The following is a 26,062-nucleotide window of genomic DNA, read 5'->3' as shown; positions in this document are numbered from 1 at the left end:
TCAGATGAGGACCCACCCGATGACGACCCATCCCGCCGCCACCGCGTTCCCGATCCAGCTCCGCCTGCCCGGTCAGGCCGCCGCACCCGAGGGGCCGATCGACCCGTTCATGATGTACGTCCTCCACCACGCGTTCCGCCGGGACCTCGCCGACTTCGCCGCGGCCGTCCCGCGTACCAAGCTCGACGACCCCGGCACCTGGCGCGCCCTCGCCGACCGGTGGACGATGTTCGCCACGGCCCTGCATCACCACCACAACGGGGAGGACCTCGAGCTGTGGCCGCTGCTCGAGGAACGCTGCGACGAGACCGAGCAGCGCGTGCTCGAGGCGATGGACGCCGAACACGACCAGATCGACCCGATCCTCGAGGAGTGCACCGCCGGTTTCACAGCGATGGTCGCCCACCCGAACGAACAGACCCGCGCGGAGCTGACCGACGCCCTCGTGCGCGCCCGGCCGGTCCTCGGCGATCACCTCGCCCATGAGGAGACCGACGCGATCGCCATCGTGCAGCGTCGGATGACGTTGCGCGACTGGGAGGACTTCGAAGCGAAGATGAGCAAGCAGTCGGGCCTCGGCGAGATGCTGAAGATGAGCCCGATGATGGTCAAGGGACTGTCCGACGCCGACCGCGAGGTGGTGTTCGCCCGCATCCCCGGGATCCTCAAGCTGCTCGTCAAGCTCGGCGGACCGCGTTTCCGTCGCCTCGACGGCCGCGCGTTCTACTACCTGAACCGATGAGCGTGTGCTTTCCGGGCGGCCCCGGCCGCCGGCAGGATCGCCACCTCGGCCCAGAAGCGCCGGCTGGAAGCAGCGCTATTGAGCGGAGGTCGCAATCCTGCAGCGGGGCCGGGTTCCGCCGAGACGTCACTTCGCGAGCGCGCGCCCGATCACGAGACGCTGGATCTGGTTGGTTCCCTCGAAGATCTGCGTGATCTTGGCCTCGCGCATGTAGCGCTCGACCGGGAAGTCGCGGGTGTAGCCGTAGCCGCCGAAGACCTGCACCGCATCGGTGGTGACCTTCATGGCGGCGTCGGTCGCGACGAGCTTCGCGGTCGCCGCGGCCCGCGAGTACTCCATGCCCGCATCCCGACGACGCGCCGCGTCGAGGTAGGTGGCACGTGCCGAGTCGACGGCGGCGGCCATGTCGGCCAGCACGAACGACAACCCCTGGTGGTCGATGATCTTGCGGCCGAACGCGGCTCGCTCCTGCGCGTAGTCGACGGCCGCGTCGAGAGCGGCCTGCGCCAGACCGGTCGCCACCGCGGCGATGCCCAGTCGTCCGGAATCCAGTGCGGAGAACGCGATCTGCAAACCCTGGCCCTCGGCGCCGAGGCGACGATCCTCCTCGATGAAAGCGTCGTCGTACGACGCGCCGGTGGTCGGGACCGCGTGCAGACCCATCTTGTCCTCGGGCTTGCCGAAGGTCAGACCCTCGGTGTCGCGGGCGACGAACAGGCACGAGATGCCCTTCGAGCCCTCGCCGGTGCGCGCGAAGACGTTGTAGACATCGGCGATGCCGCCATGTGTGATCCACGCCTTGGAGCCGGTCATCGTGTAACCGCCCTCGGTCGGGGTCGCGCGGCACGCGAGGGCCGCGGCGTCGGAACCGGCCTGCGGTTCACTCAGGCTGTAGGCGCCGATCAGCTTGCCGTTCAACAGGTCCGGGAGCCAGCGCTGCTTCTGCTCCTCGGTGCCGAAGTTGAACAGCGGATGGCAGGCGAGGCCATGCACGCTGACGGCGACCGCGACCGACGCCCATCGTGCGCCGAGCTCCTCGAGCACCTGCAGGTACACCTCGTAGGGCTGGCCGCCGCCGTCCCACTCGGTCGGGTACGGCAGGCCGAGGAGGCCGGCCTCACCGAGCTCGGCGAACAGGCCTTCCGGGTACTTCCGCTCCTTCTCGTACTCGCTCGCTATCGGCGCCATCCGCTTGTCGGCGATGTCGCGGACCAGCGCGATCAGGTCGCGAGCCTCGTCGTTGGGGAGCAAGCGGTCGACCGGCATCGGTACCTCCATGTCAAAGAGATCAGGTAACTGAACTAGTACCCAAGTCCTCTGCACAGTACTATCTGAGCAGCGGTCAGTACAGCTGACGTGATCGGTGAGGAGTCCTATGCCACGCGAGGGTTTCGCAACGCGGCGTCGTGCCGCCCTGTTCGACGCCCTGCTCGAACTCATCCTGCGCGACGGCTTCGCCCACCTGTCGATCGCCGACCTCGCCGCCGAGCTGCGCTGCTCCAAGTCGACCCTGTACACCCTTGCGGCGAGCAAGGAACAGCTGGTCACCGCCACCGTCACCCACTTCTTCCGCACCGCGACCGAGCAGGTCGAGGCGAGGGTCGAGGCGTCGGAGACTCCCCGCGAGCGGGTCATCGCCTACCTGGTCGCGGTCGGCGAGGCGCTGGCACCGGCGTCCGAGGCGTTCATGCGCGACCTCGACGCCTTCACCCCGACCCGTTCGCTCTACGAACTCAACACCGCCGCAGCCGCCACCCGGGTTCAGAAACTGATCGCCGACGGAGTCGCTGCCGGGGACTTCCGCAATGTCGACGCCGCCTTCGCCGCTGACCTCGCCGCCTCGATGATGAGCCGCATCCAGCGCCGCGAGGTGTGGGCGGCCACCGGGCTCGACGACGCCGCCGCGTACCGCCAGCTCGCCAGCATCCTCACGGCAGGGATCGACGCGGGATAGAACCTCGCTGCCTCATCCGACGGACACAGTCGATCCGCTACCTGAGGTGTGAGGAGCGCAAGCGACGAACCACGAAGGCCTGGTGACAGGAGACCCGGGCCAGGCACGAAATGCCGTCCCCCTCAGTGCGATTCGAGGGTACATTACCCTCCGCGGGCGCTCAGGGGGACGAGAATTTCGTGAATCAGGCTGCTCCGGGCCAGCTGGAGCCCGACCGACGTCGCGCGTGACATCAGTCTGACGTCAGGACGCGGGGTTTGCGCTGCGTTCGAGGTGTGCCACCCCGGCGTCGACCCACCATCGCACCCGGATCTCGCGATCGGAAGCGTCACCGCGCACGATGATCCACAGCTCGTCGTGCAACCGCACCTGGCCGCGAGGTACCTCGACCCCGCGTTCGGCGCCGAAACGCACCGCTTCGGGGTGGGCCCAGGTCGCGGCGTCACCGGGATCGCGGACGGTCGTGGTGTACTCCTCCGACGCCAGCGGCAGGTCGAGCAGTGTCGCGAGCACTTCGGCGTCGGCCTCGGTGACCGTCGGTCCGGCCAGGACCGCCCCGCCGTCGGGTAGCGCTTGGACGAACCACGCCTGGTCGACGACCACCGCGCGGTCGGTGACGGTGCCCGCTATCGTCCGAACCTGTTCGGGCACCTCGACATCGGCCGGATCGATAACACCGCGACGGCAGGCCGCGACGACCGCTGCGTGCACCATGACGGCGGCACCGGCGGAGACGTCCCGATCGGGATCGCCGAGGCGGGTCAACAGGAGTGCGGCGTCGTCGGCGGTGTCGGGATCGAGTCGCGCGAGCGCACCGCGGAGCGCATCGGCGTGCGGATGATCGAGGGGATCGATGATCCCGGCCAGGATCTCATCCGACGGTGCGCGGTACTCCCCCAGCAACAGCCCGTCGACCTCGGCATGTCGTCGCAACCACCAGGCGGTGTAGCCGTCGCGGTCGACGAGCAGCGGTGCGATGTCGTCGTCGGTCGCCATCATGGTCAGCACCTCGGGCCAGGACCGGTCGTCGATCAGGTCGAGATCGCGGACCGCCGTGAGCCTTTCGGGTGCGTCGGCCAACGTGTCCCACCAGTCCTCCTCGTCGGGGAGGTCATGGTCGGGACCGACAGGGAGCTCGTCGACGACCACAAGGAACCCCCACCCGACGCCCAGACGACGCAATTCGTCTGCACCACAGTCGGACACGACCCCGTCGTCGACGACGCCGAACGGGTGGTCGTCGACGAGAACCGACAGCAGCGGGCTGTCGGGGAGCAGCAGCTCGTCGGCGGGACGGAGCTCGCCGTCGGCATCGAGCAGCGGCAGCTCGGCCAGCCACGCCGGCGCCGCGGCGTCCGGATCGGCGCGCAACACCGCGCAGATCTCGGCGGCCAGTCCGTCGTCGCCGGCACCGTCGAGGTCAACGTCCTCGATCAGCACCCTGAGCCGCGGGTCGGCCAGCGCATCGGTGACCGAGAGTTCCTGAACGCCGAGACGTTCCAGGAGCGGGTGACGGGCATCGGGATGGACGGTGGGAATCCAGCGCATCGGCGTGCCGATGCGATCACTGACGAACAGGCCACGTACCCCGACCGACATCCGTCCGTCGGATCGCGGGATGGGTAGCGCGCCCAGTTCCTCGACCTCGCGTCCCGTGGACACGAGCGGCGCGAGCGCCTCGTACAGGTCGTGCCACCACGACGGCTCGTGGTGCAGTCCGCCGAGCCGCTCCACCAGCCCCGCCAGCCCGAGTTCCTCGACGCCCAGCCGCCCCAGGGTCGGAAGATGTTGGGCGAGAGAGATGTCGGGGTGGACGAGATCCGCGAAGTGTTCGGACAACATCTCGGCCAGGCGATCGGTCAACCCGATCAGGACCACGGCCCGCGACGGCAGAAGCGGCTCGCCGTCCGCACCCGGCAGCCACGCGGTGTCGCGCAGTTGCACGCGCACGGCCTCGATCAGCCTGGCGTCGTCGCGATTTCGCGCGAGGTGCAGCTCCGGCACGAGCTGTAGCCGGCGGACCGGGTCGACCAGCAGCAGGAGGTCCACGTATCCGGCTGCGGCATCGCCGATCTCGGCCCCCGGATGAAGGTGCCGGCGGTCCGGGGTGAGCGCGAGGTCGGTGATGCACCGGCACGGCAGGCTCAGTTCGATGTCGGTGGGCGTGGGCGCGCGCAGCACATCGTGCTCGGGTGCGCGACCGCCGTCGGCGTCGACCAGCCAGCGCGTCCCGCCGCGCGTGACCTCCAGCCAGCGCTGCGTCGACGACGACCCGGGACCGTCCACGTACACGGTGACGACGGCCGAGGAGGCCTCGGCGTCGTCGACCTCGGGTCCGGCCGACCGGTCGACCGAAATCTCCACGTCGCCGACCGTGATCCGTTGCAATGCAGCCAGTTCCACCACGAGGTCGGGCGCTTGGACGAGCATCGCGTCGATGAGCGGACCGGACGGCTCACGCAGACTCAGGACCACCTCGGTGTCGTAGCCCGCTGTGCTGGAACCCACCCCTGCCCCCGGCGCGGCATCGGTCGGCCACACCAGGCGCAAGACGGGAACGGTGTCCGCCGGGAGCCCGGCATCGTCGACGGCTTCCACCGTGGCGGCGCGGTCGAAGACGATCGACCCGGTGCGCGAACGGATCTCGACGCGGTCGGCGACCGTCGCGGTGGCGGTGAATCCGACGCCGAACCGTCCGATCTGGCCGTCGGTGGGCGCCTTCGCCGACACCCGCAGTGCGGCGAGCGACCGAACACCATCGACAGTCAGCGGTTCACCGGTGTTCGCGACATGTAGCTCGCCGTCGGACACCCACACCGCGAGCTCCCCCGCGATCCCCGCCGCGGCTGCGGCGTCGGCGGCATTGGCGGCGAGTTCGGTGAGGAGACGGTCTCGGTAACCGACCGTGACCAGATCCGACTCGGCGGCAGCATCCTCGGCGAGACGCGTCGGCGAGGCCACCCAGGCGTCGAGCGTCGACGACCGCAGTGCGGCGGTGTCAAACGGGTCCGGGCCGAACGGATCGGCGCTCATGGCCGGTGGTGCGTCGCTCAGGAGTTCGCCGGTTCGGCGTCCCGGGTGATGGAGATGACCTCGAGCGCGCCGTCGTCGTAGGCGTCGTAGGCGGGTGAGCCGCCACCCTTGGGCGCCTCGACGTCGGAGTGCGCACCGCAGCCGTACTCGGCGGAGACCACCCGACCGTCGGCCGCGTATTCGTTGGCGCAGACACCGAATCCGGCGCGCAGCGCGCCCGCGAGGGGCACGTAGAAACCACAGGTCCAACACGTGAACGGGGCCGCCTGCGCCATCTCCGACGACGGCCCGAAGTCGCCGTCGTACCAGCGCTGCGCGGCGTCGGCGCGACCGTCGTAGCTCAGCAGTCGGCGGCGGCCGAGGCCGATCTCGCCGGCGATCTGACCGATGTCGTCCGGATCCTCGGACTCGGAGTCGAAACGGAACTCGTCTCCGGTGTCGATCTGGTTGGGTACCAGCCGGGGATCGTCGGGCTCGGCGGCCAGCAGATCGCCGGGCGCGAGGTCGCCGGAGGCGACACGCTCGGCCCACGGCACCCACGGCGGCGCGAGCAACGAGCCCTCGCCCGGCAGCAACACGACCTCACTGAGGGTGATCTCGTCGCTGCCCGGGGATCCGGCCAGCACCACGCACCACTGCCAGCCGCGATAGCCTGCGAGCTCGGCGTCGAAGTAATGCGCAGCGGCCCATTCGCCCTCGGCGACGCTGCGCCGATGCGCGCCGGGCTGCTGTCCTTCGTCGACCAGCGCGGCTCGTGCGATGTCGACGGCCGCCAGCAGTCGTCCGCCCTCACTTACGTCAGTCACGCATCCAGTGTGCAATATCGCCGACGTGTGCCACACAACGACCCGGTTCAAGCGGCACCGGCCCGAGATGAGGAACAATCGTGGGCGTGATCCCACGGAGTTCCCGACACGACGATGGGCGCGGGGCCCCCAGGGGTCCGGCGAGCCGACATCCTCGACCGCCGACAGACGATCGCGGCCAGCGCGCCGCGCAGCACCCCGGGTCGGCCAACTACCCGGCCGACGAGACCCGCCAGATGCGCGGCCGCCGGCCCGCACCCGGCTGGGGACCGCCACCCGGGCCTGGCCCCGGCCGCAATGCCTACCTACCCCCACCCACCCACAATCCCCATCTGCCGCCGCTCGACGAACGCGGGCAGCCGCAGTACGACGAGTCGGCGACCCGCGCGATGCCCACCGACCACGGGCCGCGCACGCCCAAGAAACTCACCGTGATGCGTGTGGCCGCGATGCGCAGCCGCGAACTGACGGGTAAGGGCATCGGCAAGATCCATCGGGCCGCGACCGCCGACGGTGCCGACCAATCCGGCCTCACCGCGCTCACCCTGCCGGTGATCGCGAACTTCGCCGCCGATGCCGCGATGGCCGTCGCGCTGGCCAACACCCTGTTCTTCGCGGCGGCGACGGGTGAATCCAAGACCAATGTCGCGCTGTACCTGGCGCTGACGATCGCTCCGTTCGCACTCATCGCTCCCCTGATCGGCCCGTTGCTCGACCGGCTCCAGCGCGGTCGTCGTATCGCGATGGCCACGACCTTCGGTCTGCGCGTCATCCTGGCGCTGCTGATCATGGCGAACGTCCAGTGGAACGACGCCACGCAGCAACTCGAGTACGACCCGTGGGTGCTCTATCCGTGTGCGTTGGGCCTGCTGGTGCTGTCGAAATCCTTCGGCGTGCTCAAATCGGCGGTCACCCCACGTGTGGTGCCCCCGACCATCGACCTGCCGCGGGTGAACTCCCGCCTGACCACCTTCGGTCTGATCGGCGGCACGATCGTCGGCGGCGCAGTGGCCGCACTGATCGAGATGTTGCTCGGCAAACTGCTGCCGCTGCACCTGCCGGGGGCAATGGTGTGGCTGGCGATCGTCGCCGCGGCCGGGGCCTACCTGTGCATGCGTATCCCGTCGTGGGTCGAGTCGACCGAGGGCGAGATCCCCACGACCCTGACCTATCACGGCGAACCGGCCCGCTCGACCGTGTCCGAACACGAGCCGACCAGTGCCCGCGAGGGCGCCAAGATGCTCGCCGCCAAGATGCGTCAGCCGCTCGGCCGCACGGTCGTGGCCGGCCTGTGGGGCAACGGCACCATCCGCATCCTCACCGGCTTTCTCACGCTGTTCGTGGCCTTCTACGCCAAGGCGCAGCAGGGCGACGCCTCGGACTGGACGCAGCTGCTGCTGCTCGGCGCCGTCGGTGCCGCGGCCGGTATCGGCAACATGATCGGCAACGGCGTCGGCACCCGACTGGAGCTGAAGAACCCGCCGGCCGTCATCGTGTGGGCCACCGCGGCCTGCTTCGCCGTCGCGGTCCTGGCGGCGATCTTCGGCAACATCCTCTTCGCGACGGTCGCCGCCCTGGTGGCCTCGGGTACCAGCGCCATCGGCAAGGTATGCCTCGACTCGTCGATCCAGGACGATCTGCCCGACGAGTCGCGCGCTTCGGCCTTCGGTCGGTCGGAGACGGTCCTGCAGCTGTCGTGGGTGTTCGGCGCCTCGCTCGGCGTGCTGCTGCCCCCGACCCTGTGGATCGGTTTCACCGTCGTCGCCGTGCTGCTCGGGCTGGGCCTGATCCAGACCGTGATGACGACCCGCGGGTCGTCGCTGGTGCCGGGCCTGGGCGGTCGACGCCCCGACCACGCCGCACCGACCGTCGCGTTCCGGGCCGCGCCCTCGGAGGACACCGCGCGCCGGACCGGACCGGGATCGGCACCGACCCGGGCGCATACCCAGCGGCCGACGACCACGCGGATGCCGTCGACGGCACCGTTCCCGAACTCCGGTGACCGGGCCCCCGGTGACCGCCCCACCCCCGACCAGACAGGACATCGCCGACCGTGATCAGCAGTGGTGAGAAGAAGGCTCTTTCGATCATCGCGGTCGTCGTGGTGGCGTTCGTCGCAGTCGTCGGCGTCTCGGTGTTCCTGCTGACCCGCAACTCCACGCACGACGACCGGCCGTACGTCCACATAGCTGTCGGCAAGAACCTCTACACCGTCGAGCCGGTGCGATGGTGCGACCTGCTGCTCGACGAGTGCGACCCGCCGCTCGGCACGTCGCAGCGCGAAGCGCCCCGGGTTCCGGTGGCGGTCGGCGACACGGTGATGCTGTCGGTCTCCGGCGACATCGCGAAGGGACCGTGGAACCTCGCCGCCGTCTACTGGACGCCGAAGGGACTCGTCGAGGACGAGCAGCCGCAGGCGTCGGGTGAGACCTACACGGTCACACTGAAGACGGCACCCGAATACGTCCTGCTGGGCGTCACCGTCTACCCGGCGTCGGCCCGGTTGACACAGAACGACGAGATCATCCCGCGCGGAGTGCTGGCAGCACAGACCGCACCGGAGAACTTCCTGCAGTACCTCGGCTGACGCCTCGGCGACGTCGGGCCCCGCGCGACGAGGCGGAGCTCAGCTCTCGAGTTCGCGGGCGACCGCGCGCACGACCTCGGAGATCCGCTGGGCGGTCTTGCGGTCGGGGTAACGCCCCTTGCGCAGATCCGGCTGCACCTTGCCCTCGAGCAGGGTGATCAGGTCGGCGACCATGCCGTGCAGTTCGTCGGGGGTGTGCCGCTTGGTGTCCTTGCGGGCGGCCTCGCGCACGTTCTTCGACACGCTCGGCGCGGGATCGAGAACCTTCACGCTCAGTGCCTGCGGCCCGCGGCGACCGGCCGCCATGCCGAACTCCACGCGCTGCCCCGGCTTGAGGGCCTCCACCCCTTCGGGCAGGGCGGACGAACGGACGTAGACGTCCTCACCGCTCTCCTGAGCGAGGAAGCCGAAGCCCTTGTCCGCGTCGTACCACTTCACCTTGCCGGTCGGCACTGTGCTCACCCTCATCTGTACGTCGTAGATCTCTTGCGGATCTGCCTGTCACAACAAAAGACGCCGTCACCCATCACACGACCCACGGCGGAAAGTCCGTATGGGCCCAGACGGATGCAAGGCGCCTGCTGCGCCCCATGGTAGCCAACACCCCACCCCGCGGTCACACCATTACCTCGGCGCAACCCGTCAGACCCTCGTGCGGCGTCACCCGCCCGGAGAGTGCATTACCGTGGATGACATGCAGAAGACGACGTCTCCGCGGTTGCTGCATGCGGCCATGGTGATCTTCGCGATCGGACTGATCGCCCTCGTGGCCCTGTTCGTGACCCCGCTGGTCACCGACGGCGACACCGCTCCGACCTTCGTCTACCTGTTGACCATGTGCGCACCCCTGGGTTTTCTCCTCGGCCTGGTGTACGCACTCCGTGCCGGACGCCGAGCCAGGTGAGGACCCGTGACCGCGACCATCGACACCACCCCAGAACTCGCCCCCGTCTCCGACGCCAAGGCCCTCCGGGCGGCGTTCAGCTGCTTCCCCACCGGCGTCGTCGCGGTGTGCTGCCTGCAGGGTGAGGGAGATTCGACCACGCTGATCGGAATGGCGGCGAGTTCCTTCACCACCGTCTCCCTCGACCCTCCGCTGGTGTCCGTGTGCGTCCAGAACACATCGACGACGTGGCCGCAGATCCGTACCGCACCGGCCATCGGCGTCAGCGTCTTCGCCGGCGACCAGACCGATGTCTGCCAGCAGCTCGCCGGTCCGTCGGAGCGCCGGTTCGACGGCATCACGCCGCTGCGTACCGATGCCGGTGCGGTCTTCGTCCCCGACGCCGCCGCCCACCTGTCGTGCACCATCCACAACGAGATCCAGGCCGGCGACCACACCGTCGTGCTGCTGAAGATCAACACCCTGCGCGCCGACCCCGACGTCGAGCCGCTGGTGTTCCACGCCAGCACCTTCCGTGCTCTCGAGGCCCGCAAAGACCCGAACGCCACGTGATCTGTAGGACAGCATGAGCACGGTCGGCCTCGGAATCCCCACGCCACGGTCGATGACGGCCGCGGCACCATCGGACGTGCCCACGCAGGGACCCCTGCGCGACACGTTCGGGCGGGTCGCGAAGGACCTGCGGGTCTCGGTGACCGACCGATGCAATCTGCGCTGTACCTACTGCATGCCGGCCGAGGGACTCGACTGGATGCCCAACGACGCGGTACTCAGCGCCGGCGAGCTCATCCGCGTGCTGACGGTCGCGGTCCGGGACCTGGGGATCGAACGCATCCGCTTCACCGGCGGTGAGCCCCTGCTGCGGCGCGATCTCGAGCAGGTCATCGGCGCCGTCTCCGCCCTGCCCCAGCGGCCCGAGATCGCGATGACCACCAACGGTCTCGGTCTGACGCGGCGGATCGACGGTCTCGTCGCCGCCGGGCTCAGCCGCATCAACATCTCCCTCGACACCGTCGACCGGGAACGGTTCGCCGAGATCACCCGGCGCGACCGGCTCGACGACGTGTTGGCCGGTCTCGCCGCCGCCAAACGCGCGGGTCTCGACCCCGTCAAGGTCAACGCCGTGCTCCCCGACCGCGCCGACCTCGACACCATCCCCGATCTGCTCGCCTACTGCCTGGAACAGGGCTACGAACTCCGCATCATCGAACAGATGCCCCTCGACGCCGACCACGCCTGGCAACGGGCCCGGATGGTGACCGCCGACGAGATCCTCGCGACGCTTCGCACACGGTTCGATCTGCTGCCCGATCCGGCACCGCGCGGCAGCGCCCCGGCCGCCACCTGGATCGTCGACGGCCATCGGACGTCGCGGGGCCCGGCCAAGGTCGGGGTGATCGCCTCGGTCACCCGCCCGTTCTGCGGCGACTGCGACCGCACCCGGCTCACCGCCGACGGGTCGCTGCGCAACTGCCTGTTCGCGTCGTCGGAGACCGATCTGCGCGCGGTGCTGCGCACGCTGCCCGACGACGAGGTCGACGCCGCCATCGCGGCGCTGTGGCGCACCGACATGTGGCAGAAGGCTCCCGGACACGAGGTGAACGCGGCCGGCTTCGTGCAGCCGACGCGGCCCATGTCCGCCATCGGCGGATAGGCTCGGCCCCGATGAACCTCACCGTCCGCTTCTTCGCCGCTGCTCGCGCCGCCGCCGGCACCGAGTCGCGCGTCGTCGACATCGAGCCCGCGGCCACCCTCGGGGACCTCGAGTCGACGCTGTCCGCCGGCAACCCCGAATTGGCGACGGTCCTCGAGCGGTGTTCCTATCTCCGCGACGAAACGGCCTTCACTGACCGTTCACTACCGCTCGGCATCTGCTCGACACTCGACGTCCTCCCCCCGTTCGCCGGTGGTTGACACCACAGCCGCCCTGTGACCTTTCTCACATAACGGAGCGGTAACGAGATGGCCACGGGACCGCATCCGGCGCGATGAACTGCGAGGACGCCGAAAGTTGGTCGGCAGACCAGGTTCTGGAGAAAAAATGAGTTGCGGACAAGCAGGTGAATCGGTCGATCGAAGGACGTACTGTACGAAGCGACCTTCTCGAAGGTCACGGTAAGGAAACAGAACATACGTCCCGCCGGCCGCGCCGAGCCTCGCTCCGCCGGTGGGAACGACCGCACGAAATCTAGGAGCGAGGACGGGGGACCCAACCTCATCCCCTGAGACCGGGCACCACACACGGTGTCCTCGGGGTTAAGTCCCAGGCGCAGAACCGTGGTTAACAAATCATGGTGACGCACTGGGGCCGAGCAGCCTCTCGCTCGAACCCGACAGCTGACTTCGTAGGCGCGTGGAGAGAGGAAATCGATCTATGTCCGGACGTCACCGCAAGCAGACGACCAACTCGACCACCAAGACCATCACCAAGGTCGCCCTCACCGGCGCCGTCCTCGGTGGCGGAGCCGCACTCCTGGGCACCGGTACCGCGAATGCCGCGACCGACGCCGAGTGGAACCAGGTCGCCCAGTGCGAGTCCGGCGGTAACTGGGCCATCAACACCGGCAACGGCTACCACGGCGGCCTGCAGTTCTCGCCGAGCACCTGGAGCGGCCACGGCGGCGGCGAGTTCGCCCCGACCGCCGAGCAGGCCACCCGCGAGGAGCAGATCGTCGTCGCCGAGCGCGTGCTCGCCTCGCAGGGCAAGGGCGCATGGCCCACCTGTGGCGTCGGCCTGTCGGGCCACACCCCGCGCACCGCGCCGAGCGATGTCCCGGCCCCGATCGTCAAGAAGCTCCAGGACGGCAACGGCAGCTTCAGCCTCGTCAAGGCCCCTGAGGCCAAGACCACCGACGACGTCGCCAAGCAGGTCACCTCGGTTCTCACCGACGCCGGTGTGAGCCCCGAGGTCAAGAACCTCTGGAACGCGGCCAAGAACAGCGGTGTCTCGCTGAGCCCCGATCAGATCAAGATGTTCAACGACAACAAGCACCTGCTGCCCAACCCCTGACGAGTAGCAACCCTTACCTGTAGCAGCTCGGACACAATCCGCAGCGCACAGAGGGACCCAGACGAAGGGCCCCGCACGATGACTGATCCGTGCGGGGCCCTTTTCCAATTCTCAGCTGGTTTCCGACAGCCCCGCAGCGTCGGAACCGAGAACCTGCAGTAGGGCGAGCGCCTCGGCGTCCGCCGAACCCGCCGGTGCACTGTAGAGAACCAGATGCTGATCCCGCTCGGCGAGCTCCAGCGAATCGCAGTCGACCGTGATCTTTCCGACGACGGGATGCTGCAGACTCTTCCGGAGCGTCGGTGCAGCTGCGACGTCGTGCTGATCCCACAGCCGGGCGAACTGTGCGCTGCCTTCCCGGAGATCCTCGATGAGACCGGCGACCGTCGGGTCGGAGGGATAGCGGGTCGCCGCGAGCCGCAACCTGGCGACGACGTGGTGACGGAACTCCGCGCCGTCGGAGATCCCGTACAGCGGCGCGGCGTCGTCGGTGAGGAACGCCCGACGCGCGAGATTGCGTTCGGCCGGGCCGAGTTCGCCGAAGTCCTCCAGAAGCGCGGCCGCCAGATCGTTCCACGCGAGAACCTCGAAGATCGCCGACATCACGAACCCTGCAGTCTGCGGCATGCGGCCCAGTAGGGCGACGATGCTCGGACGCACGTCCCGCCGATGAAGGGCGGTGCGGAGTGGGGCTGTCCCGGCGAGCATGTGCAGGTGATCGGACTCCTCATCGGTGAGCAGCAGCGCACCGGCGATGCCGACGAGCACCTCCGCCGACGGCCGGGGTGCGCGACCCTGCTCGAGGCGGATGTAGTACTCGGTCGAGATGTGTGCGAGCACGGCGACCTCTTCCCGCCTCAGCCCGGGAGTCCGACGCCGGGTACCGGCCGGCAGACCGACGTCCTCGGGCTGCAAACGCTCGCGTCGACTCCGCAGAAAGGAGGCGAGCCCGTGTTTGTCCATACCTCGAGTGTGCGTCCGGTCGGCCGGCGGAGAGTAGTACAGCCTGTGCCTGAATGAGGTCGTCTGTCGCGGCCACGCTGAACGGCATGACACAGAACACCGACATCCGGTCCACCCCGTCCATCGGCCTGCTCCGCGGCAAGGTCGTCTTCATCAGTGGCGCCAGCCGCGGAATCGGCGCCGCCGCAGCTCATCTGTTCGCCCACGAGGGCGCCTCGGTCGTCCTCGGTGCGCGCGGCCTCGATGCCCTCGAGCAGATCGTCGACGACATCCGGTCGACCGGCGGCACCGCCGACGCGGTGGCCCTCGACCTGGCCGACGACGCGAGTGTCCACGCCGCGATCGCCCGCGTCGAGGAGCTGTACGGCCGCCTCGACGGCGCGTTCAACAACGGTGCCGTCGTCCAGGAGGTACCCGGTCCGCTGCAGGACACCACGGCAACCGACATCGACCGGCAGTTCGCGGTGAACTTCCGCGCGCACTGGATCGCGATGAACGCCGAAGCGGCGCTGATGCGGCGCAGTGGCGGCGGCGCGATCGTGAACACCTCGAGCATCGGGTCACGACGCGCCAACCCCGACCTTCCCGCCTACGGCGCGATGAAGCGCGCGCTGAACAGCATCACCGAGACCGCGGCCGTCAGCTGGGCCCGCGACGGCATCCGCGTCAACGGGCTCACACCCGGTGGCACCGCCACCGAGATGATCGATGAGTGGGAGGCGGCCAGCCCGGGCGTCTCCCGATGGATCAGCGACTCCACACCGCTCGGCCGGATGGCCGAACCGCGGGAGATCGCCGAGGTCGCCGCGTTCCTGCTCAGCGACCGCGCCTCGTTCGTCACCGGCGCGATCGTGCCCGTCGACGGTGGCGCCGGGGCCTAGGCCGAGTTGATCCACTCCTCGGTGCCGTCGTCGTAGTACTGGTGCTTCCACACCGGGATACGTGCCTTGACCTCGTCGACGAGCCGTGCGCACGTCTCGAACGCGGCGCGGCGATGGTCGGCGGCCACGGCCACCACGAAGGCGACGTCGCCGATCTCGAGTTCGCCGACGCGGTGCGAGACGGCGACCGCGCGGACACCCTCGACCGCCGACACCTCTTCGACGACCTCGGCGAGCACCTTCGGCGCCGTCGGATGGGCGGAATAGTCCAGTTCGGCGACGGTCCGGCCGCCGTCGTGATCGCGGACCGCCCCGACGAAGCCGACGATCGCGCCGGCCTTGCCGTCCGAGGCGTCGGCGACCATCGCCTCGTGATCGGCGAGCCCGATCGGGGTGTCCGACACCGCGGTGAGTACAACCACTGCCATTTCGAGAGTCCTGTCCTGTCGCGGCGATCGGGGGACGATCAGTGATCCCCGCCGCGGATCTGGTCGAGAGCATGGTGCACGACGCCGGTGAGCACGGTCAGGCCGTCCCGCACACCGCCGGTCGAGCCGGGCAGGTTCACCACCAGTGTGGTCCCGGCGATGCCGGCGAGGCCGCGGGAGAGCACGGCCGTCGGCACCTTCGGCAATCCCGCTGCGCGGATGGCGTCGGCGAGGCCGGGGATCTCGACGTCGAGCAGCGGCCGTGTCTCCTCGGGGGTGCGGTCGGTGGGTGACAGACCTGTTCCGCCGGTGGTGAGCACGAGGTCGACGCCGGCGTAGACCGCGGCGCGGATCGCGGCGCCCACCGGTGGACCGTCGGCCACCACATCGCGTTCGGCGACCTGGAAACCCTGCTCCACGAGCCAGTCCTCGATGATCGGGCCGGTGCGATCGGGGTAGACCCCGGTGCTCGCCCGCGTCGACGCGACGACGATCTGCGCGACGCGTCGCCGTGCGGGGTCGGGCGGGGTGGTCTCAGCCATCGGACGGGTCGTCCCGCAGCCAGTCGCCGGATTTGCCGCCGGTCTTCTCGAGCAGACGGATGCCGTCCATGCGGGCGCGCTTGTCCACGGCCTTGACCATGTCGTGCAGGGTCAGCCCGGTGACGGCGACCGCGGTCAGGGCCTCCATCTCGACGCCCGTCTGGCCGGAGGTGGCTACGGTCGCGGTCACATCGATGGAGTCGGTGCCGATGGTGAAGTCGACCTCGACCGACGACAACGCCAGCTGATGGCACAGCGGGATCAACTCGTCGGTGCGCTTGGCCGCCATGATCCCGGCGATGCGGGCCGTCGCCAGCACATCGCCCTTGGGCAGCTTCGACTCACTGAGGAGGCCGATCACCTCGGCCGTGGTGTGAAAGGTGCCACCGGCGGTCGCGCGGCGCTTCGTCGGCGCCTTGTGCCCGACATCGACCATGCGTGCCGTGCCGGCACCGTCGATGTGCGACAGCCGGCCGGCACCGTGATCAGGAGAGTCCGACCCGCCGCTGGGAGTTCCGGTGGTCGGCATCGACGTCAGCGGTTGACGACCGTCTTCGACTGCACGAAGGGCAGGTCGTCGGTCGGGAGCGGGAACTCGGTGTCACCGAACGGAGACAATGCGCCCGAGATGTGAGTCGCGAGTTCGGAGACCGCGTGGTCGGGATGGCTGCCGTCCGCGTCCTTCGGCCAGCCATTGTCGACGTAGTGCTTCTTGCCGGCTTTGTCACCACTGTTGTTTGCCACGGGAGCATTGTGCCACGCCATTCGGATGAAAGAAGTGCGGTGTCCGGGCATGGCGACCGTCCCGGCGCTATCGTCGTCGCATCACAGGTCACGCCACCAGGAGGCGATGATGGCCCACCAGCCCGACCAGGTCGCCGGTTACCGCGTGATCAGTCGCCTGGGCACCGGCGGCATGGGCACCGTCTACCTGGTGGAGAACCCGCAACTCCGACGCCGCGAGGCCCTCAAGGTCATCTCGATCGCCGAGACCGTGGACGAGGAATTCGTCCGACGGTTCAGCCGGGAGGCCCAGACCGCGGCATCTCTCGACCACCCGAACATCGTCACGATCTACCACTACGGTGTCACCGACGACGACCCGTGGTTCACCATGGCCTACCTCGACGGACGGGACCTCCGGAGCAGCTCGTTCCGGCCGGACGAGATCCTCACGGTCGTCGACCGCGTTGCCGACGCCCTCGACTACGCCCACGCCCACGGGGTCGTCCACCGCGACATCAAGCCGGGCAACATCCTCGTCACCCGACGGGCGATGGACGACGCGCTCGACCGGGTGGTCGTGCTCGACTTCGGGATCGCGAAACTCGCCACCGCGACCACGCTGACCGCACCGTCGTCGTTCGTGGGCACGCTGGTCTACGCCGCTCCGGAGATCCTCGACGGCAAACCGGCCGGCCCGGCGTCGGATCAGTACGCCCTCGCCTGCACCGCCTACGAGCTGCTGTCCGGCGCGACACCGTTCGAGGCGGACACCCAGACCCGGCACATCGTCGCGAAGCTGACCTCACCGCCGGAGCGGATCAGCCGGTACCGTCCCGACCTCGCCGCGCTCGACCCCGTCTTCGACCGCGCCCTGGCCCGCGGCCCGCTGGACCGCTATCCCACCTGCACCGACTTCGCCCTCGATCTGCGACGGGCGCTCGCCGCGGCCGGCACCGACACCGCGGCGACGCAGATCGTCCCGCCGCCGGCCGGTCCGAAGACCCTGCCCCCGCCTCCGCAGCGCCCGTACAACGGACCGCAGACACCTCGGTTTTCGCCGGGGCCGCCGCCGGAAACCCAGCATCTCTCCGCGCCGGGCTTCACTCCCCCGCTGCCCGCCCACTCCGCACCCACCCGGGCAGCACCGCCGGGCCGACGGCGCCGCCGGCTGCTCATCGCGGGTGTGATCGGGGTGATCGCGCTGCTGGCGGTGGGCTCGACCGTCGTTCTGCTCACGCGCGGCGACGACCACGGCGGCGCCGGCGGTTCGGCCCCCCAGACAGCCGCGGCCGAAGAGGTTCAACTCAGCGCCGGCCTCGGTACCACCTGTTCGATCCGCGACGGCGCCGGCTGGTGCTGGGGTGACAACCAGGCCGGACAGCTCGGCGACGGCACCACGACGAACCGCTGGACCCCCACTCGCGTCGCCGATCTCACCGGCGTCACCTCGATCACCACCGGCGGCCCCAACACCTGCGCCATCGCCGCCGGCGTCGCCTACTGCTGGGGCAACAACGACTACGGACAGATCGGCGACGGCACGACGACCAGTCGGTGGAAGCCGACCCGGGTGGCCGACCTCGCCGACGTCACCGCGATCTCGACCGCCAACTGGGCGACCTGCGCCATCGCCGCCGGAGCCGCTTACTGTTGGGGCTCCAACGATTTCGATCAGGTCGGTGATGGATCGACGGCCAACCAGTACCGTCCGGTGCGCGTCGCCGGGCTCGAGGACGTGACCTCGATCAGCGTCGGTGTCAACTTCGCGTGCGCGGTGGCCGGCGGCGACGCGTACTGCTGGGGGCTCAACGACAACGGGCAGATCGGCGACGGCACCACCGACAACCGGTCCGATCCCACCCGCGTGGCCGATCTCGACGCCGCGACCTCGGTGTCGGCGGGCGATCAGGCGGCCTGCGCCATCGCCGGCGGCAGCGCATATTGCTGGGGCAACAACGCTTTCGGGCAACTCGGCGACGGCACCAAGGACCCGCACACCACCGCGACCCTCGTCACCGGCGTCGACGACGTGACCGCGATCAGCACCGGAACCGGGCACACCACCTGCGCGATCGCCGGCGGTGTCGGCTGGTGCTGGGGCGCCAACGCCTGGGGGTCGGTCGGCGACGGCACCCTCGAGGATCGCCCTAACCCCACCCGGCTCAACGGGTTGTCCGATGTCACCGCGATCTCGACGGGTGAACGGACGACGTGCGCACTCGCGTCGTCGAACGTGTGGTGCTGGGGTTTCAACGCGACGGGTCAGCTCGGCATCGGCAACACCGACGACAAGCTGACACCCACCCGGATCGGGTACTAGACATGGCCGTCATCCACTCGTCGGTCATCCGGTTGAAGGGTGCCCCAGGCCGGTGCCGCGTGGGTATCGTCCCAGCGTACGTCCGCCATGAGTCCGAGTTCTCCACCAAGAAAGAGGTGTCGCCGTGCCGCTGAGTCCGGGCACCCACATCGCCGGCTACCGAGTAATCTCCCAGCTGGGTGCCGGTGGCATGGGCGAGGTGTATCTCGTCGAGAACCTGCAACTCGAGCGGCGTGAGGCGTTGAAGGTCATCTCGACCGCCGTCAGCGCACAGCCCGGGTTCAACCAGCGCTTCACCAACGAGGCGAAGACCACCGCGAAACTCGACCACCGCAGCATCATCACGATCCACCAGTACGGGATCGAGGACGGTTCGCCGTGGTTCTCGATGAGCTACGTGGAGGGCAAGGACCTCACCGAAGAGCGACTGAGGCCGGCCGAGGTGTCGACGGTCGTCACCCAGGTCGCCGACGCCCTCGACTACGCACACCGTCATCAGGTGGTGCACCGGGACATCAAGCCCGCCAACATCCTCGTCACCCGCGACCCCGCCTCGGGGGTGATCGATCGCGCCCTCGTCCTCGACTTCGGCATCGCGAAGCTCGCCGGTTCGGCCAACCTGACCGGCACCCACTCGTTCATCGGGACCGTCGCGTTCTCCGCACCGGAAACCCTCGAAGGTGCCGACGCGACAGCACGTTCCGATCAGTACTCGCTGGCCTGCACCGCCTACGCACTGCTCGCCGGACAACCCCCGTTCGTCGGGCAGTCCGAGCCGTCGGTGATGCTCGGTCACATCCAGCGGCCGGTCCCCCACATCGGCCAGTTGCGCGGCGACCTCGCACATCTCGACCCGGTCTTCCAGCGTGCGCTCGCCAAGGACCCGGCGGCCCGCTACCCCGACTGCCGCAGTTTTGCCGCCGCCCTCAAGTCGGCGATCGAATCGCCTTCGGCGCAGGGGAATACGATCGCGGCCGCATCGGTTCCCCCGCCCACGCTGGTCGGCGGCAGCACCGGCGCACCGTCGGCCCCGCAACAGCCGTTCGGCCAACCCTTCGGGCAGTACACCCCGCCGCCGCAACCGACGATGACCGGCCCGTCCGGCCCGCAGCCGGTGATGAACCACCCCTCGGGGCCCGGCACGACCGCGAACATATCACGGCCGAATGCTTCTGGGCCGCAACCTCTTTACAGTTCACAACCGCAGGGTTCGATGCCGTACGCGCAGGCCGGTTACCCGGGGACACCGCCGAAGAAGAAGCGCACCGGCCTGATCGTCGCCGGCGTCCTGGGTGCCGTGCTGGTCGTCGTCATCGGTGCGATCGCCGGGCTGGTCCTGCTGAGCGGCACCGCCGACGATTCCGAGAAGGCCACCGTCGCCCAGCCTTTGGTGAGCACCAACTTCGGCACCAGCTGCGCGATCGTCAACGAAACCGTGAACTGCTGGGGAGACAACACGACCGGCCAGCTCGGAGACGGGACGACCACTCCCCACAGTCGTCCGGCCACGGTCGGCGGTGTCACCGACGCGGCGTCGGTCTCCGTCGGCGGTTACCTCACCGGTGAGAACAAGTACGTCGGCACGGCGTGCGCGGTCGCCGCCGGCGAGGCGTGGTGCTGGGGCAACAACCACTACGGCGAGGTCGGCAACGGCTCCGACGGCAACACCGTCGACACCGCGACCAAGGTCGGCACGCTCTCCGAGGTGAAGGCGATCACCACCGGCTGGGGCACCAGTTGCGCGGTCGCCGGCACCGACGCCTACTGCTGGGGGAACAACGAGTACGGCCAGCTGGGCACCGGCGGCACCGACGCCGTCTCGGTCCCGACCAAGGTCCCGGGCCTCGGCGCCGTCACCGACATCACCACCGCCTACGGCACCACCTGCGCCGTGTCCGACGGTTCGGCATTCTGCTGGGGCAACAACGACAGCGGTCAGATCGGCGACGGCAGCACCACCCAACGGTCGGCGCCGGTGAAGGTCGGCGGGCTCGGCGAGGTCACCGACATCACCCTCGGCGGCTACCACGAGTCGGCCCCCGACGACGACAACGACCCGGCCACCAACACCAGCACGTACTTCCAGACGGCCTGCGCGATCGCCGGCGGAGACGCGTACTGCTGGGGTGCCAACGCCTACGGCCAGATCGGCAACGGCACCGCCGAACCGCGCACGACGCCCACCAAGGTGAACACCATCTCCAAGGCGTCGGCCATCTCCACCGACTGGGGAACCACCTGTGCGGTCGCCGACGGGAAGGCCTGGTGCTGGGGCGACAACGACCGCAGCCAGCTCGGCTCCAGCGGCGGCTCGGTGAAGATCCCCCGCGAGGTCAGCAGCCTGACCGAAGCCACCTCGATCTCGACCGGCAACGGCACGTCGTGCGCGATGGCCTCGGGGTCGGTGTGGTGCTGGGGCTTCAACAACGACGGCCAGATCGGTGACGGCTCGAGCGGCGACTCGGCCAACCGCACCTCACCGACGAAGCTCACCATCTGACGTCACCGCACGATCGAGAGCGCCTACGACTCCTTCGCACCGATGAGGGCCTCGGAGATGGTGTCGGCCGCCGCCCGCAGAGCGCCGACCGCCCGCGCGCGCAGACCCTCGTCGAACCTGGCCACCGGGCCCGAGATGCCGACCGCCATCGGCGTCGGCGCACCGGGTACGGCGACGGCCATGCCGCAGACCCCGACCTCGTACTCCTGCTCGTCGGTGGCGACGCCCTCTGCGCGCACCCGCTCGACGGCCGCGAAGACACCGGACAACGAGGTGACGCTCCACTCGGTGGCGGGTGTGAGTCCGGCCTGGGTGACGTGCTTGAGGATGCGCGCGTCGTCGAGTTCGGCAAGGACCGCCTTGCCGACCGCGGTGTTGTGCATGGTCACCCGACGCCCGACCTCGTTGTTGGTGCGCATGCTGTGCGGTGACGGAACCTGCGCCACGTAGATGACCATGTCGCCGTCGAGCACGGCAAGGCTCGCGGTCTCACTGAGTTCGGCGACGAGCGAACCCAGTACCGGTGCGGCCACCGCGCCCAGTTGACGGTTGGCCACCTCGCCGAGGCGGATGAGCCGCGGGCCCAGCGCATACGACCGGTTCGGCAGTTGCCGGACGTATCCGATGCCCACGAGCGTGCGCAGCAACCGATGAATGGTCGGCGGCGGCAGCGGCGACTCCGACGACAGATGACTCAGGGAGCACTCACCACCGGCGCGTCCGATGAGTTCGAGCAGCTCGAAAGCGCGCTCGACCGACTGGACGCCACCCGAGTTACCCGCCATTGCCACCTCCACAGTTCGGCCCAAGATTACGTTCCATGATGTGAAACCACAATTGGTGTCCATGCCCACCTGCGACTGGCGACGTGGACTCTTTCAGGTAAACTCCACTCTGCGGAATTATTTTTCCATCGGATCGACGGAGGACTCCTCATGAGCGTGCAGCCCGGCCGCCTCGGTGCGGCCTTCCTGGCCGAGGTCGAGACAGCTCTCGCCCCCGCGGACGCCCTCCTGTCCGAGAGGTACCCCGGTGACGACGGCAGCCGGCAGCCGGTCCACACCGTCTACGTTCCCGCCGACCGGTATTCCGCAGACCTCGCCCGGGAGTGGGGCCGCACGGCGCTGGAGACGGCCGCCGAACACGGTGGCCTCGACGCGATCGCCCGCGCGACCGTCGCCCGAACCGATTCGACCGCAACCGAACTCGCGACCCTCGTCGAGTCGAAGCTGCGCACCGAGCCCATCGAGGATCTGCGCGTCGACTTCGAGGACGGCTACGGCGTCCGTTCCGACGACGAGGAGGACGCGGCCGTGGCGGCTGCCGTCGCCGCGATCCGCGACGCCGGCGACACCGCACCGCCGTTCATCGGCATCCGCTTCAAGTGCTTCGAGGCCGATGTACGGGCTCGTGGCCTGCGCACCCTCGACCTGTTCATCTCCGGACTCGCCGACACCGGCGACCTCCCGGCCGGCCTGACTCTGACCCTGCCGAAGGTGACCTCGACCGATCAGGTGGCCGCGATGGTCGCCGTCACCCGCGAGCTCGAGCGCGTCCACGGGCTGCCGGACGGACGGGTCGGCTTCGAGATCCAGGTGGAGACCCCGCAATCGGTGATGGGTGTCGACGGTTCGGCGCCGGTCGCGAAGATGATCCACGCCGGCGAGGGGCGGGTGACCGCGCTGCACTACGGGACCTACGACTACTCCGCGTCCCTCGGCATCGCCGCCGCCTACCAGTCGATGGAACATCCGGCCGCCGATCACGCGAAGGCCGTGATGCAGCTGGCCGCAGCCGGCACCGGTGTGCGCCTGTCGGACGGGTCGACCAACATCCTCCCGGTCGGCGACCGCGAGGCCGTCGAAGCCGGTTGGGCCTTGCACTCGCGACTGGTCCGCCGCCACCTCGAGCGAGGTTTCTATCAGGGCTGGGATCTCCACCCGGCCCAGCTGGTCACCCGCTTCCTGGCGACGTACGCCTTCTACCGCGATGGATTCGACTCCGCCGCAGAGCGTCTGCGCAACTATGCGCACAAGGTCTCCTCGTCGGTGCTCGACGAACCCGCGACCGCCCGCGCCCTCGCCGGCTTCATCCGCCGCGGTGAGGTGTGCGGCGCGCTGACCGTCGACGAGGTCGAAGCCGCAACGGATCTGCCCATCGCGAAGGTGCGTGACCTCGCACTCCACCGGCCGCCCGCCGCCTGAGACCGCAAGCCCCCACGACCATCCATCCGCCGAAGAGGACACCACGATGACCGTCTCCCCGTACTACACCCCCGCCGGTGGACTCCCGCCGCAGACCGATCTGCTCTCCGACCGCGCCATCGTCACCGAGGCCTACACGGTGATCCCGCGCGGCGTGCTCCGCGACATCGTCACCTCGGTCTTCCCCGAATGGACCGGCACCCGCGCCTGGGTGATCAACAGCCCGGTTCCCGGTGGCGCGCAGACCTTCTCGCAGTCGATCGTCGAAGTCGCGCCGGGCGGCGGATCGGAGGCACCGGAACCGCAGCCGGAGGTCGAGGGATTCCTCTTCGTCACCGCGGGCACGCTGGCGGTCACCGTCGCCGGTGAGGAGCACACGCTGACCGAGGGCGGGTTCGCCTTCCTGCCCGCAGGCACCGCATGGTCGGCGCACAACCGCAGCGACGCCACCACGACGTTCCATTGGATCCGCAAGCGCTACCAGCCGATCGCGGGTCACACCCCGACCCCGAAGTTCGGCAACGAGCGCGACATCGAGCCCTCCCCCATGCCCGACACCGACGCGTGGAGCACCACCCGGATGCTCGACCCGCAGGACCTGGCCTACGACATGCACGTCAACGTCGTCACCTTCAAGCCGGGCGGGTCGATCCCCTTCGCCGAGACCCACGTGATGGAACACGGCCTCTACGTCCTCGAGGGCAAGGCCGTCTACCGCCTCAACGGCGACTGGGTCGAGGTCCAGGAAGGCGACTACATGTCGCTGCGCGCCTTCTGCCCCCAGGCCTGCTACGCCGGCGGACCGTCGGACTTCCGGTACCTGCTCTACAAGGACGTGAACCGGCAGATCGTGCTCTGACGCAAGTGATTACAGAACGACGAGGCGCCCCGGTGTGGGAACACACGGGGGCGCCTCGTCATCGGAGGACCGGCTTCTCGCCGCGGCCGCGTCATGTCCCGACGCCGACTATGGTGTGGCCGACTCCGGCCGGCCGCCTGCGCCGAGCGCCAGTCCTGCCTGCCAACCCGGCGCCGAACCGCCGGCAGGCGGGACCACCGTCGACGTCGGGATACCCGCGGTGACAAGGAGCCAGGACACCACCGAGTTCGAGTTCCACATGTCGTCTGCGGGCTCGACGTTTCGCCCCCAGGTCAACGGCGGCACGTCGCGAACGTTGCCGACAATGGTCCGCGCCGTCGCACGGTCGGTCGTGAGGATCACCGGCCCGCCCACAGCCCAGCGCAGGTCAGGGATCGTTCCGTCGGGCCAGCACCTGACCTCATATCGAAAGAGGCGCCAGTGCCCCAGAGCTCGCACTCCTACCGGGCCGGTTACTGCCACACCGCGGTCCGTCCCCTGGGGTCCACTCCACGCCGGCGCCATCTCGATGACGAACCGCGTGCCATCGACCGCGATCTCGAGAGCGGCATGAAAGAGCTGATGAGGCGCACGGCGGGCCAGTCGTGCGCGTGCCAGTTCCCACCACCGGCTGGTACGGCGCGCAACCTGCCCGCCCGCGCCCACGGGTATCCACCACAGAAGGACCGTCGTCGGGGAACCCTGATCGAGTCTCTCCACCGGACCAGCCTCCCACCGCACGGGCGACGCCGCTCGGCGTGGCCGTCATCCCACGCACCGCGTTCGCACGATGGATTGTCTTCGACGTCCTCGAGGGCAAGGCCGTCTACCGGCTCAACGAGGACGTGAACCGGCAGATCGCCCTCTGACCCTGTTCGTCACAGTCCACCCGCGAGGTGGCGCCGGTTCTCCGGTCACCCGCTGTCGTACCGTGGGCCGATGCGTATCGCGGTGGTAGAGGACGACGACGGGGTCGGTGATGCCCTCGTCGATGCCCTGATCGAGGTCGGACACGAGCCCCGCCGGATGCGTCGAGGGGCCGACCTCCTGCTCGGTCACCGCGACTTCGACCTCGCCCTTCTGGATCTGGGGTTACCGGACGAGGACGGCCTGACCGTGTTGCGCCGGTTGCGGTCGGTCAGCCGGCTGCCGGTCGTGGTTCTCACTGCGCGGGACGACGAACGTTCGGTGGTCCGGGCACTACGCGGGGGCGCCGACGACTATGTGGTCAAACCGGCCCGGCTCGGCGAGCTGATGGCGCGTCTGGAGGTGGCCGCCCGGCGGCGGGTCGCCGACGCGCCGGCCGCCGCGGGCCGACAGATATCGACCGGCGCCATCACGGTCGACCTCGACGCGCGACGGGTCACCGTGGCCGGCGCCGACGTGGCCCTGACTCCGAAGGAGTTCGAACTCCTCGCGCACCTCGTCGCACGCCGAGGCGAGGCGGTGAGCCGCGAACAGTTGATGGATGCGATCTGGGGCGACGCCTACGTCGCGATCTCCCGCAGCCTCGACGTCCATATGACCGCACTGCGAGCGAAGCTCGGCAGACCCGGCGTGATCGAGACGATCCGCGGGTACGGCTACCGCTGGGGCTCCTGAG

26 protein-coding genes and 1 riboswitch are annotated in these 26,062 nt (G+C 69.3%); of the genes, 15 read left to right on the top strand and 11 right to left on the bottom strand.

Translation table 11 applies throughout. The features are described from left to right. Nucleotides 1-19: 19 nt before the first annotated feature. The gene (locus RVF83_RS11375; protein WP_005196792.1) at nt 20-742 is read left to right on the top strand and encodes a hemerythrin domain-containing protein; all 723 of its coding nucleotides are present in this window, start codon (nt 20-22) and stop codon (nt 740-742) included. A gap of 126 nt (nt 743-868) precedes the next feature. Here the strand turns inward: RVF83_RS11375 and RVF83_RS11370 are convergent, their stop codons facing one another. Continuing rightward, nucleotides 869-2,008 carry an acyl-CoA dehydrogenase family protein gene (locus tag RVF83_RS11370; RefSeq protein WP_005196789.1) on the bottom strand — a complete coding sequence of 380 codons (1,140 nt, stop codon included), beginning with the start codon at nt 2,006-2,008 and terminating at the stop codon, nt 869-871. A 109-nt stretch (nt 2,009-2,117) separates the two neighbouring features. On the opposite strand from RVF83_RS11370, the gene RVF83_RS11365 reads away from it, so the two are divergent. Beyond that, complete coding sequence (locus RVF83_RS11365; protein ID WP_005196787.1) at nt 2,118-2,696, top strand: TetR/AcrR family transcriptional regulator; 579 nt, start codon at nt 2,118-2,120, stop codon at nt 2,694-2,696. Nucleotides 2,697-2,939: 243 nt separating this feature from the next. Here the strand turns inward: RVF83_RS11365 and RVF83_RS11360 are convergent, their stop codons facing one another. Together RVF83_RS11360 and RVF83_RS11355 are read right to left on the bottom strand one after the other, a co-directional pair. After that, nucleotides 2,940-5,729, bottom strand: coding sequence for a sacsin N-terminal ATP-binding-like domain-containing protein (locus RVF83_RS11360; RefSeq protein WP_005196784.1), 2,790 nt, complete (start codon nt 5,727-5,729; stop codon nt 2,940-2,942). A gap of 17 nt (nt 5,730-5,746) precedes the next feature. Beyond that, nucleotides 5,747-6,535, bottom strand: coding sequence for a DUF3027 domain-containing protein (locus tag RVF83_RS11355; RefSeq protein ID WP_005196782.1), 789 nt, complete (start codon nt 6,533-6,535; stop codon nt 5,747-5,749). A gap of 86 nt (nt 6,536-6,621) precedes the next feature. Between RVF83_RS11355 and RVF83_RS11350 the strand changes: the two genes are divergently transcribed. Beyond that, on the top strand, nt 6,622-8,592 hold the full coding sequence (locus tag RVF83_RS11350; protein WP_039880216.1) for an MFS transporter: 1,971 nt from the start codon (nt 6,622-6,624) through the stop codon (nt 8,590-8,592). Next, entirely contained in the window at nt 8,589-9,122 is a 534-nt protein-coding gene (locus RVF83_RS11345) for a DUF2771 family protein (protein ID WP_005196780.1), read from the top strand. Before RVF83_RS11350 ends, RVF83_RS11345 begins: the two co-directional genes overlap by 4 nt. Before the next feature lie 39 nt (nt 9,123-9,161). On the opposite strand, the gene RVF83_RS11340 is transcribed toward RVF83_RS11345, so the two are convergent. Then, the gene (locus RVF83_RS11340) at nt 9,162-9,575 is read right to left on the bottom strand and encodes a cold-shock protein (RefSeq protein ID WP_005196770.1); all 414 of its coding nucleotides are present in this window, start codon (nt 9,573-9,575) and stop codon (nt 9,162-9,164) included. A 241-nt stretch (nt 9,576-9,816) separates the two neighbouring features. On the opposite strand from RVF83_RS11340, the gene RVF83_RS11335 reads away from it, so the two are divergent. The 5 genes from RVF83_RS11335 (at nt 9,817) to RVF83_RS11315 (ending at nt 13,036) form a co-directional block, all read left to right on the top strand. Continuing rightward, nucleotides 9,817-10,026, top strand: coding sequence for a hypothetical protein (locus RVF83_RS11335; RefSeq protein ID WP_039880203.1), 210 nt, complete (start codon nt 9,817-9,819; stop codon nt 10,024-10,026). Nucleotides 10,027-10,032: 6 nt separating this feature from the next. Next, nucleotides 10,033-10,578 (top strand): flavin reductase family protein, encoded by a 546-nt coding sequence (locus RVF83_RS11330; RefSeq protein WP_005196762.1) that lies wholly within the window; start codon nt 10,033-10,035, stop codon nt 10,576-10,578. Between the two features lie 13 nt (nt 10,579-10,591). Beyond that, nucleotides 10,592-11,680 carry a GTP 3',8-cyclase MoaA gene (moaA, locus tag RVF83_RS11325; protein ID WP_005196761.1) on the top strand — a complete coding sequence of 363 codons (1,089 nt, stop codon included), beginning with the start codon at nt 10,592-10,594 and terminating at the stop codon, nt 11,678-11,680. Between the two features lie 11 nt (nt 11,681-11,691). Further along, on the top strand, nt 11,692-11,940 hold the full coding sequence (locus RVF83_RS11320; RefSeq protein ID WP_005196760.1) for a MoaD/ThiS family protein: 249 nt from the start codon (nt 11,692-11,694) through the stop codon (nt 11,938-11,940). Between the two features lie 254 nt (nt 11,941-12,194). After that, a riboswitch (cyclic di-AMP (ydaO/yuaA leader) is annotated at nt 12,195-12,394 on the top strand. Between the two features lie 6 nt (nt 12,395-12,400). Beyond that, nucleotides 12,401-13,036, top strand: a complete 636-nt coding sequence (locus tag RVF83_RS11315; RefSeq protein ID WP_005196759.1) for a transglycosylase family protein — start codon at nt 12,401-12,403, stop codon at nt 13,034-13,036. 111 nt (nt 13,037-13,147) lie between these two features. Here RVF83_RS11315 and RVF83_RS11310 read toward each other — a convergent pair whose 3' ends face one another. Continuing rightward, nucleotides 13,148-13,999 (bottom strand): helix-turn-helix domain-containing protein, encoded by an 852-nt coding sequence (locus tag RVF83_RS11310; RefSeq protein WP_005196758.1) that lies wholly within the window; start codon nt 13,997-13,999, stop codon nt 13,148-13,150. A gap of 86 nt (nt 14,000-14,085) precedes the next feature. On the opposite strand from RVF83_RS11310, the gene RVF83_RS11305 reads away from it, so the two are divergent. Further along, on the top strand, nt 14,086-14,880 hold the full coding sequence (locus RVF83_RS11305; RefSeq protein WP_039880201.1) for an SDR family NAD(P)-dependent oxidoreductase: 795 nt from the start codon (nt 14,086-14,088) through the stop codon (nt 14,878-14,880). Here the strand turns inward: RVF83_RS11305 and RVF83_RS11300 are convergent. The 4 genes from RVF83_RS11300 to RVF83_RS11285 are packed head-to-tail and all read right to left on the bottom strand — an operon-like array spanning nt 14,877 to nt 16,615. After that, a complete protein-coding gene (locus tag RVF83_RS11300; protein ID WP_005196751.1) occupies nt 14,877-15,308 on the bottom strand; it encodes a molybdenum cofactor biosynthesis protein MoaE in 432 nt (143 codons plus the stop codon). The genes RVF83_RS11305 and RVF83_RS11300 overlap by 4 nt on opposite strands. Before the next feature lie 38 nt (nt 15,309-15,346). After that, the gene (locus RVF83_RS11295) at nt 15,347-15,850 is read right to left on the bottom strand and encodes a MogA/MoaB family molybdenum cofactor biosynthesis protein (protein ID WP_005196749.1); all 504 of its coding nucleotides are present in this window, start codon (nt 15,848-15,850) and stop codon (nt 15,347-15,349) included. Further along, on the bottom strand, nt 15,843-16,379 hold the full coding sequence (moaC, locus tag RVF83_RS11290; RefSeq protein WP_005196746.1) for a cyclic pyranopterin monophosphate synthase MoaC: 537 nt from the start codon (nt 16,377-16,379) through the stop codon (nt 15,843-15,845). Before moaC ends, RVF83_RS11295 begins: the two co-directional genes overlap by 8 nt. A 5-nt stretch (nt 16,380-16,384) precedes the next feature. Further along, a complete protein-coding gene (locus tag RVF83_RS11285) occupies nt 16,385-16,615 on the bottom strand; it encodes a hypothetical protein (RefSeq protein WP_005196744.1) in 231 nt (76 codons plus the stop codon). 88 nt (nt 16,616-16,703) lie between these two features. On the opposite strand from RVF83_RS11285, the gene RVF83_RS11280 reads away from it, so the two are divergent. Continuing rightward, nucleotides 16,704-18,896, top strand: a complete 2,193-nt coding sequence (locus RVF83_RS11280) for a protein kinase domain-containing protein (protein WP_005196743.1) — start codon at nt 16,704-16,706, stop codon at nt 18,894-18,896. 124 nt (nt 18,897-19,020) lie between these two features. After that, nucleotides 19,021-21,396, top strand: a complete 2,376-nt coding sequence (locus tag RVF83_RS11275; protein WP_005196742.1) for a protein kinase domain-containing protein — start codon at nt 19,021-19,023, stop codon at nt 21,394-21,396. A 23-nt stretch (nt 21,397-21,419) separates the two neighbouring features. Here RVF83_RS11275 and RVF83_RS11270 read toward each other — a convergent pair whose 3' ends face one another. Continuing rightward, the gene (locus tag RVF83_RS11270; protein WP_005196741.1) at nt 21,420-22,181 is read right to left on the bottom strand and encodes an IclR family transcriptional regulator; all 762 of its coding nucleotides are present in this window, start codon (nt 22,179-22,181) and stop codon (nt 21,420-21,422) included. Nucleotides 22,182-22,331: 150 nt separating this feature from the next. Between RVF83_RS11270 and RVF83_RS11265 the strand changes: the two genes are divergently transcribed. Both RVF83_RS11265 and RVF83_RS11260 read left to right on the top strand, forming a co-directional pair. Continuing rightward, nucleotides 22,332-23,600, top strand: coding sequence for a DUF6986 family protein (locus tag RVF83_RS11265; protein ID WP_005196740.1), 1,269 nt, complete (start codon nt 22,332-22,334; stop codon nt 23,598-23,600). Nucleotides 23,601-23,646: 46 nt separating this feature from the next. After that, nucleotides 23,647-24,459 carry a bifunctional allantoicase/(S)-ureidoglycine aminohydrolase gene (locus tag RVF83_RS11260; RefSeq protein ID WP_005196739.1) on the top strand — a complete coding sequence of 271 codons (813 nt, stop codon included), beginning with the start codon at nt 23,647-23,649 and terminating at the stop codon, nt 24,457-24,459. A 108-nt stretch (nt 24,460-24,567) separates the two neighbouring features. Here RVF83_RS11260 and RVF83_RS11255 read toward each other — a convergent pair whose 3' ends face one another. Continuing rightward, nucleotides 24,568-24,822, bottom strand: coding sequence for a hypothetical protein (locus RVF83_RS11255; RefSeq protein ID WP_204718528.1), 255 nt, complete (start codon nt 24,820-24,822; stop codon nt 24,568-24,570). Nucleotides 24,823-25,398: 576 nt separating this feature from the next. On the opposite strand from RVF83_RS11255, the gene RVF83_RS11250 reads away from it, so the two are divergent. After that, nucleotides 25,399-26,061 (top strand): response regulator transcription factor, encoded by a 663-nt coding sequence (locus RVF83_RS11250; RefSeq protein ID WP_005196730.1) that lies wholly within the window; start codon nt 25,399-25,401, stop codon nt 26,059-26,061. The last annotated feature ends 1 nt before the right edge of the window (nt 26,062 follow it).

Origin of the sequence: Gordonia rubripertincta, assembly GCF_038024875.1 — a bacterium.
Classification (GTDB): domain Bacteria; phylum Actinomycetota; class Actinomycetes; order Mycobacteriales; family Mycobacteriaceae; genus Gordonia; species Gordonia rubripertincta.
This window is presented reverse-complemented; position numbering and strand designations above follow the sequence as displayed.

What these genes read in the sequence shown, in the direction of transcription:
- RVF83_RS11375 (WP_005196792.1), top strand. Translation starts at nt 20, where the DNA reads ATGACGACCCATCCCGCCGCCACCGCGTTCCCGATCCAGCTCCGCCTG.
- RVF83_RS11370 (WP_005196789.1), bottom strand. Translation starts at nt 2,008, where the DNA reads ATGCCGGTCGACCGCTTGCTCCCCAACGACGAGGCTCGCGACCTGATC.
- RVF83_RS11365 (WP_005196787.1), top strand. Translation starts at nt 2,118, where the DNA reads ATGCCACGCGAGGGTTTCGCAACGCGGCGTCGTGCCGCCCTGTTCGAC.
- RVF83_RS11360 (WP_005196784.1), bottom strand. Translation starts at nt 5,729, where the DNA reads ATGAGCGCCGATCCGTTCGGCCCGGACCCGTTTGACACCGCCGCACTG.
- RVF83_RS11335 (WP_039880203.1), top strand. Translation starts at nt 9,817, where the DNA reads ATGCAGAAGACGACGTCTCCGCGGTTGCTGCATGCGGCCATGGTGATC.
- moaA (WP_005196761.1), top strand. Translation starts at nt 10,592, where the DNA reads ATGAGCACGGTCGGCCTCGGAATCCCCACGCCACGGTCGATGACGGCC.
- RVF83_RS11320 (WP_005196760.1), top strand. Translation starts at nt 11,692, where the DNA reads ATGAACCTCACCGTCCGCTTCTTCGCCGCTGCTCGCGCCGCCGCCGGC.
- RVF83_RS11315 (WP_005196759.1), top strand. Translation starts at nt 12,401, where the DNA reads ATGTCCGGACGTCACCGCAAGCAGACGACCAACTCGACCACCAAGACC.
- RVF83_RS11310 (WP_005196758.1), bottom strand. Translation starts at nt 13,999, where the DNA reads ATGGACAAACACGGGCTCGCCTCCTTTCTGCGGAGTCGACGCGAGCGT.
- RVF83_RS11305 (WP_039880201.1), top strand. Translation starts at nt 14,086, where the DNA reads ATGACACAGAACACCGACATCCGGTCCACCCCGTCCATCGGCCTGCTC.
- RVF83_RS11300 (WP_005196751.1), bottom strand. Translation starts at nt 15,308, where the DNA reads ATGGCAGTGGTTGTACTCACCGCGGTGTCGGACACCCCGATCGGGCTC.
- RVF83_RS11295 (WP_005196749.1), bottom strand. Translation starts at nt 15,850, where the DNA reads ATGGCTGAGACCACCCCGCCCGACCCCGCACGGCGACGCGTCGCGCAG.
- moaC (WP_005196746.1), bottom strand. Translation starts at nt 16,379, where the DNA reads ATGCCGACCACCGGAACTCCCAGCGGCGGGTCGGACTCTCCTGATCAC.
- RVF83_RS11285 (WP_005196744.1), bottom strand. Translation starts at nt 16,615, where the DNA reads ATGGCGTGGCACAATGCTCCCGTGGCAAACAACAGTGGTGACAAAGCC.
- RVF83_RS11280 (WP_005196743.1), top strand. Translation starts at nt 16,704, where the DNA reads ATGGCCCACCAGCCCGACCAGGTCGCCGGTTACCGCGTGATCAGTCGC.
- RVF83_RS11270 (WP_005196741.1), bottom strand. Translation starts at nt 22,181, where the DNA reads ATGGCGGGTAACTCGGGTGGCGTCCAGTCGGTCGAGCGCGCTTTCGAG.
- RVF83_RS11265 (WP_005196740.1), top strand. Translation starts at nt 22,332, where the DNA reads ATGAGCGTGCAGCCCGGCCGCCTCGGTGCGGCCTTCCTGGCCGAGGTC.
- RVF83_RS11260 (WP_005196739.1), top strand. Translation starts at nt 23,647, where the DNA reads ATGACCGTCTCCCCGTACTACACCCCCGCCGGTGGACTCCCGCCGCAG.
- RVF83_RS11250 (WP_005196730.1), top strand. Translation starts at nt 25,399, where the DNA reads ATGCGTATCGCGGTGGTAGAGGACGACGACGGGGTCGGTGATGCCCTC.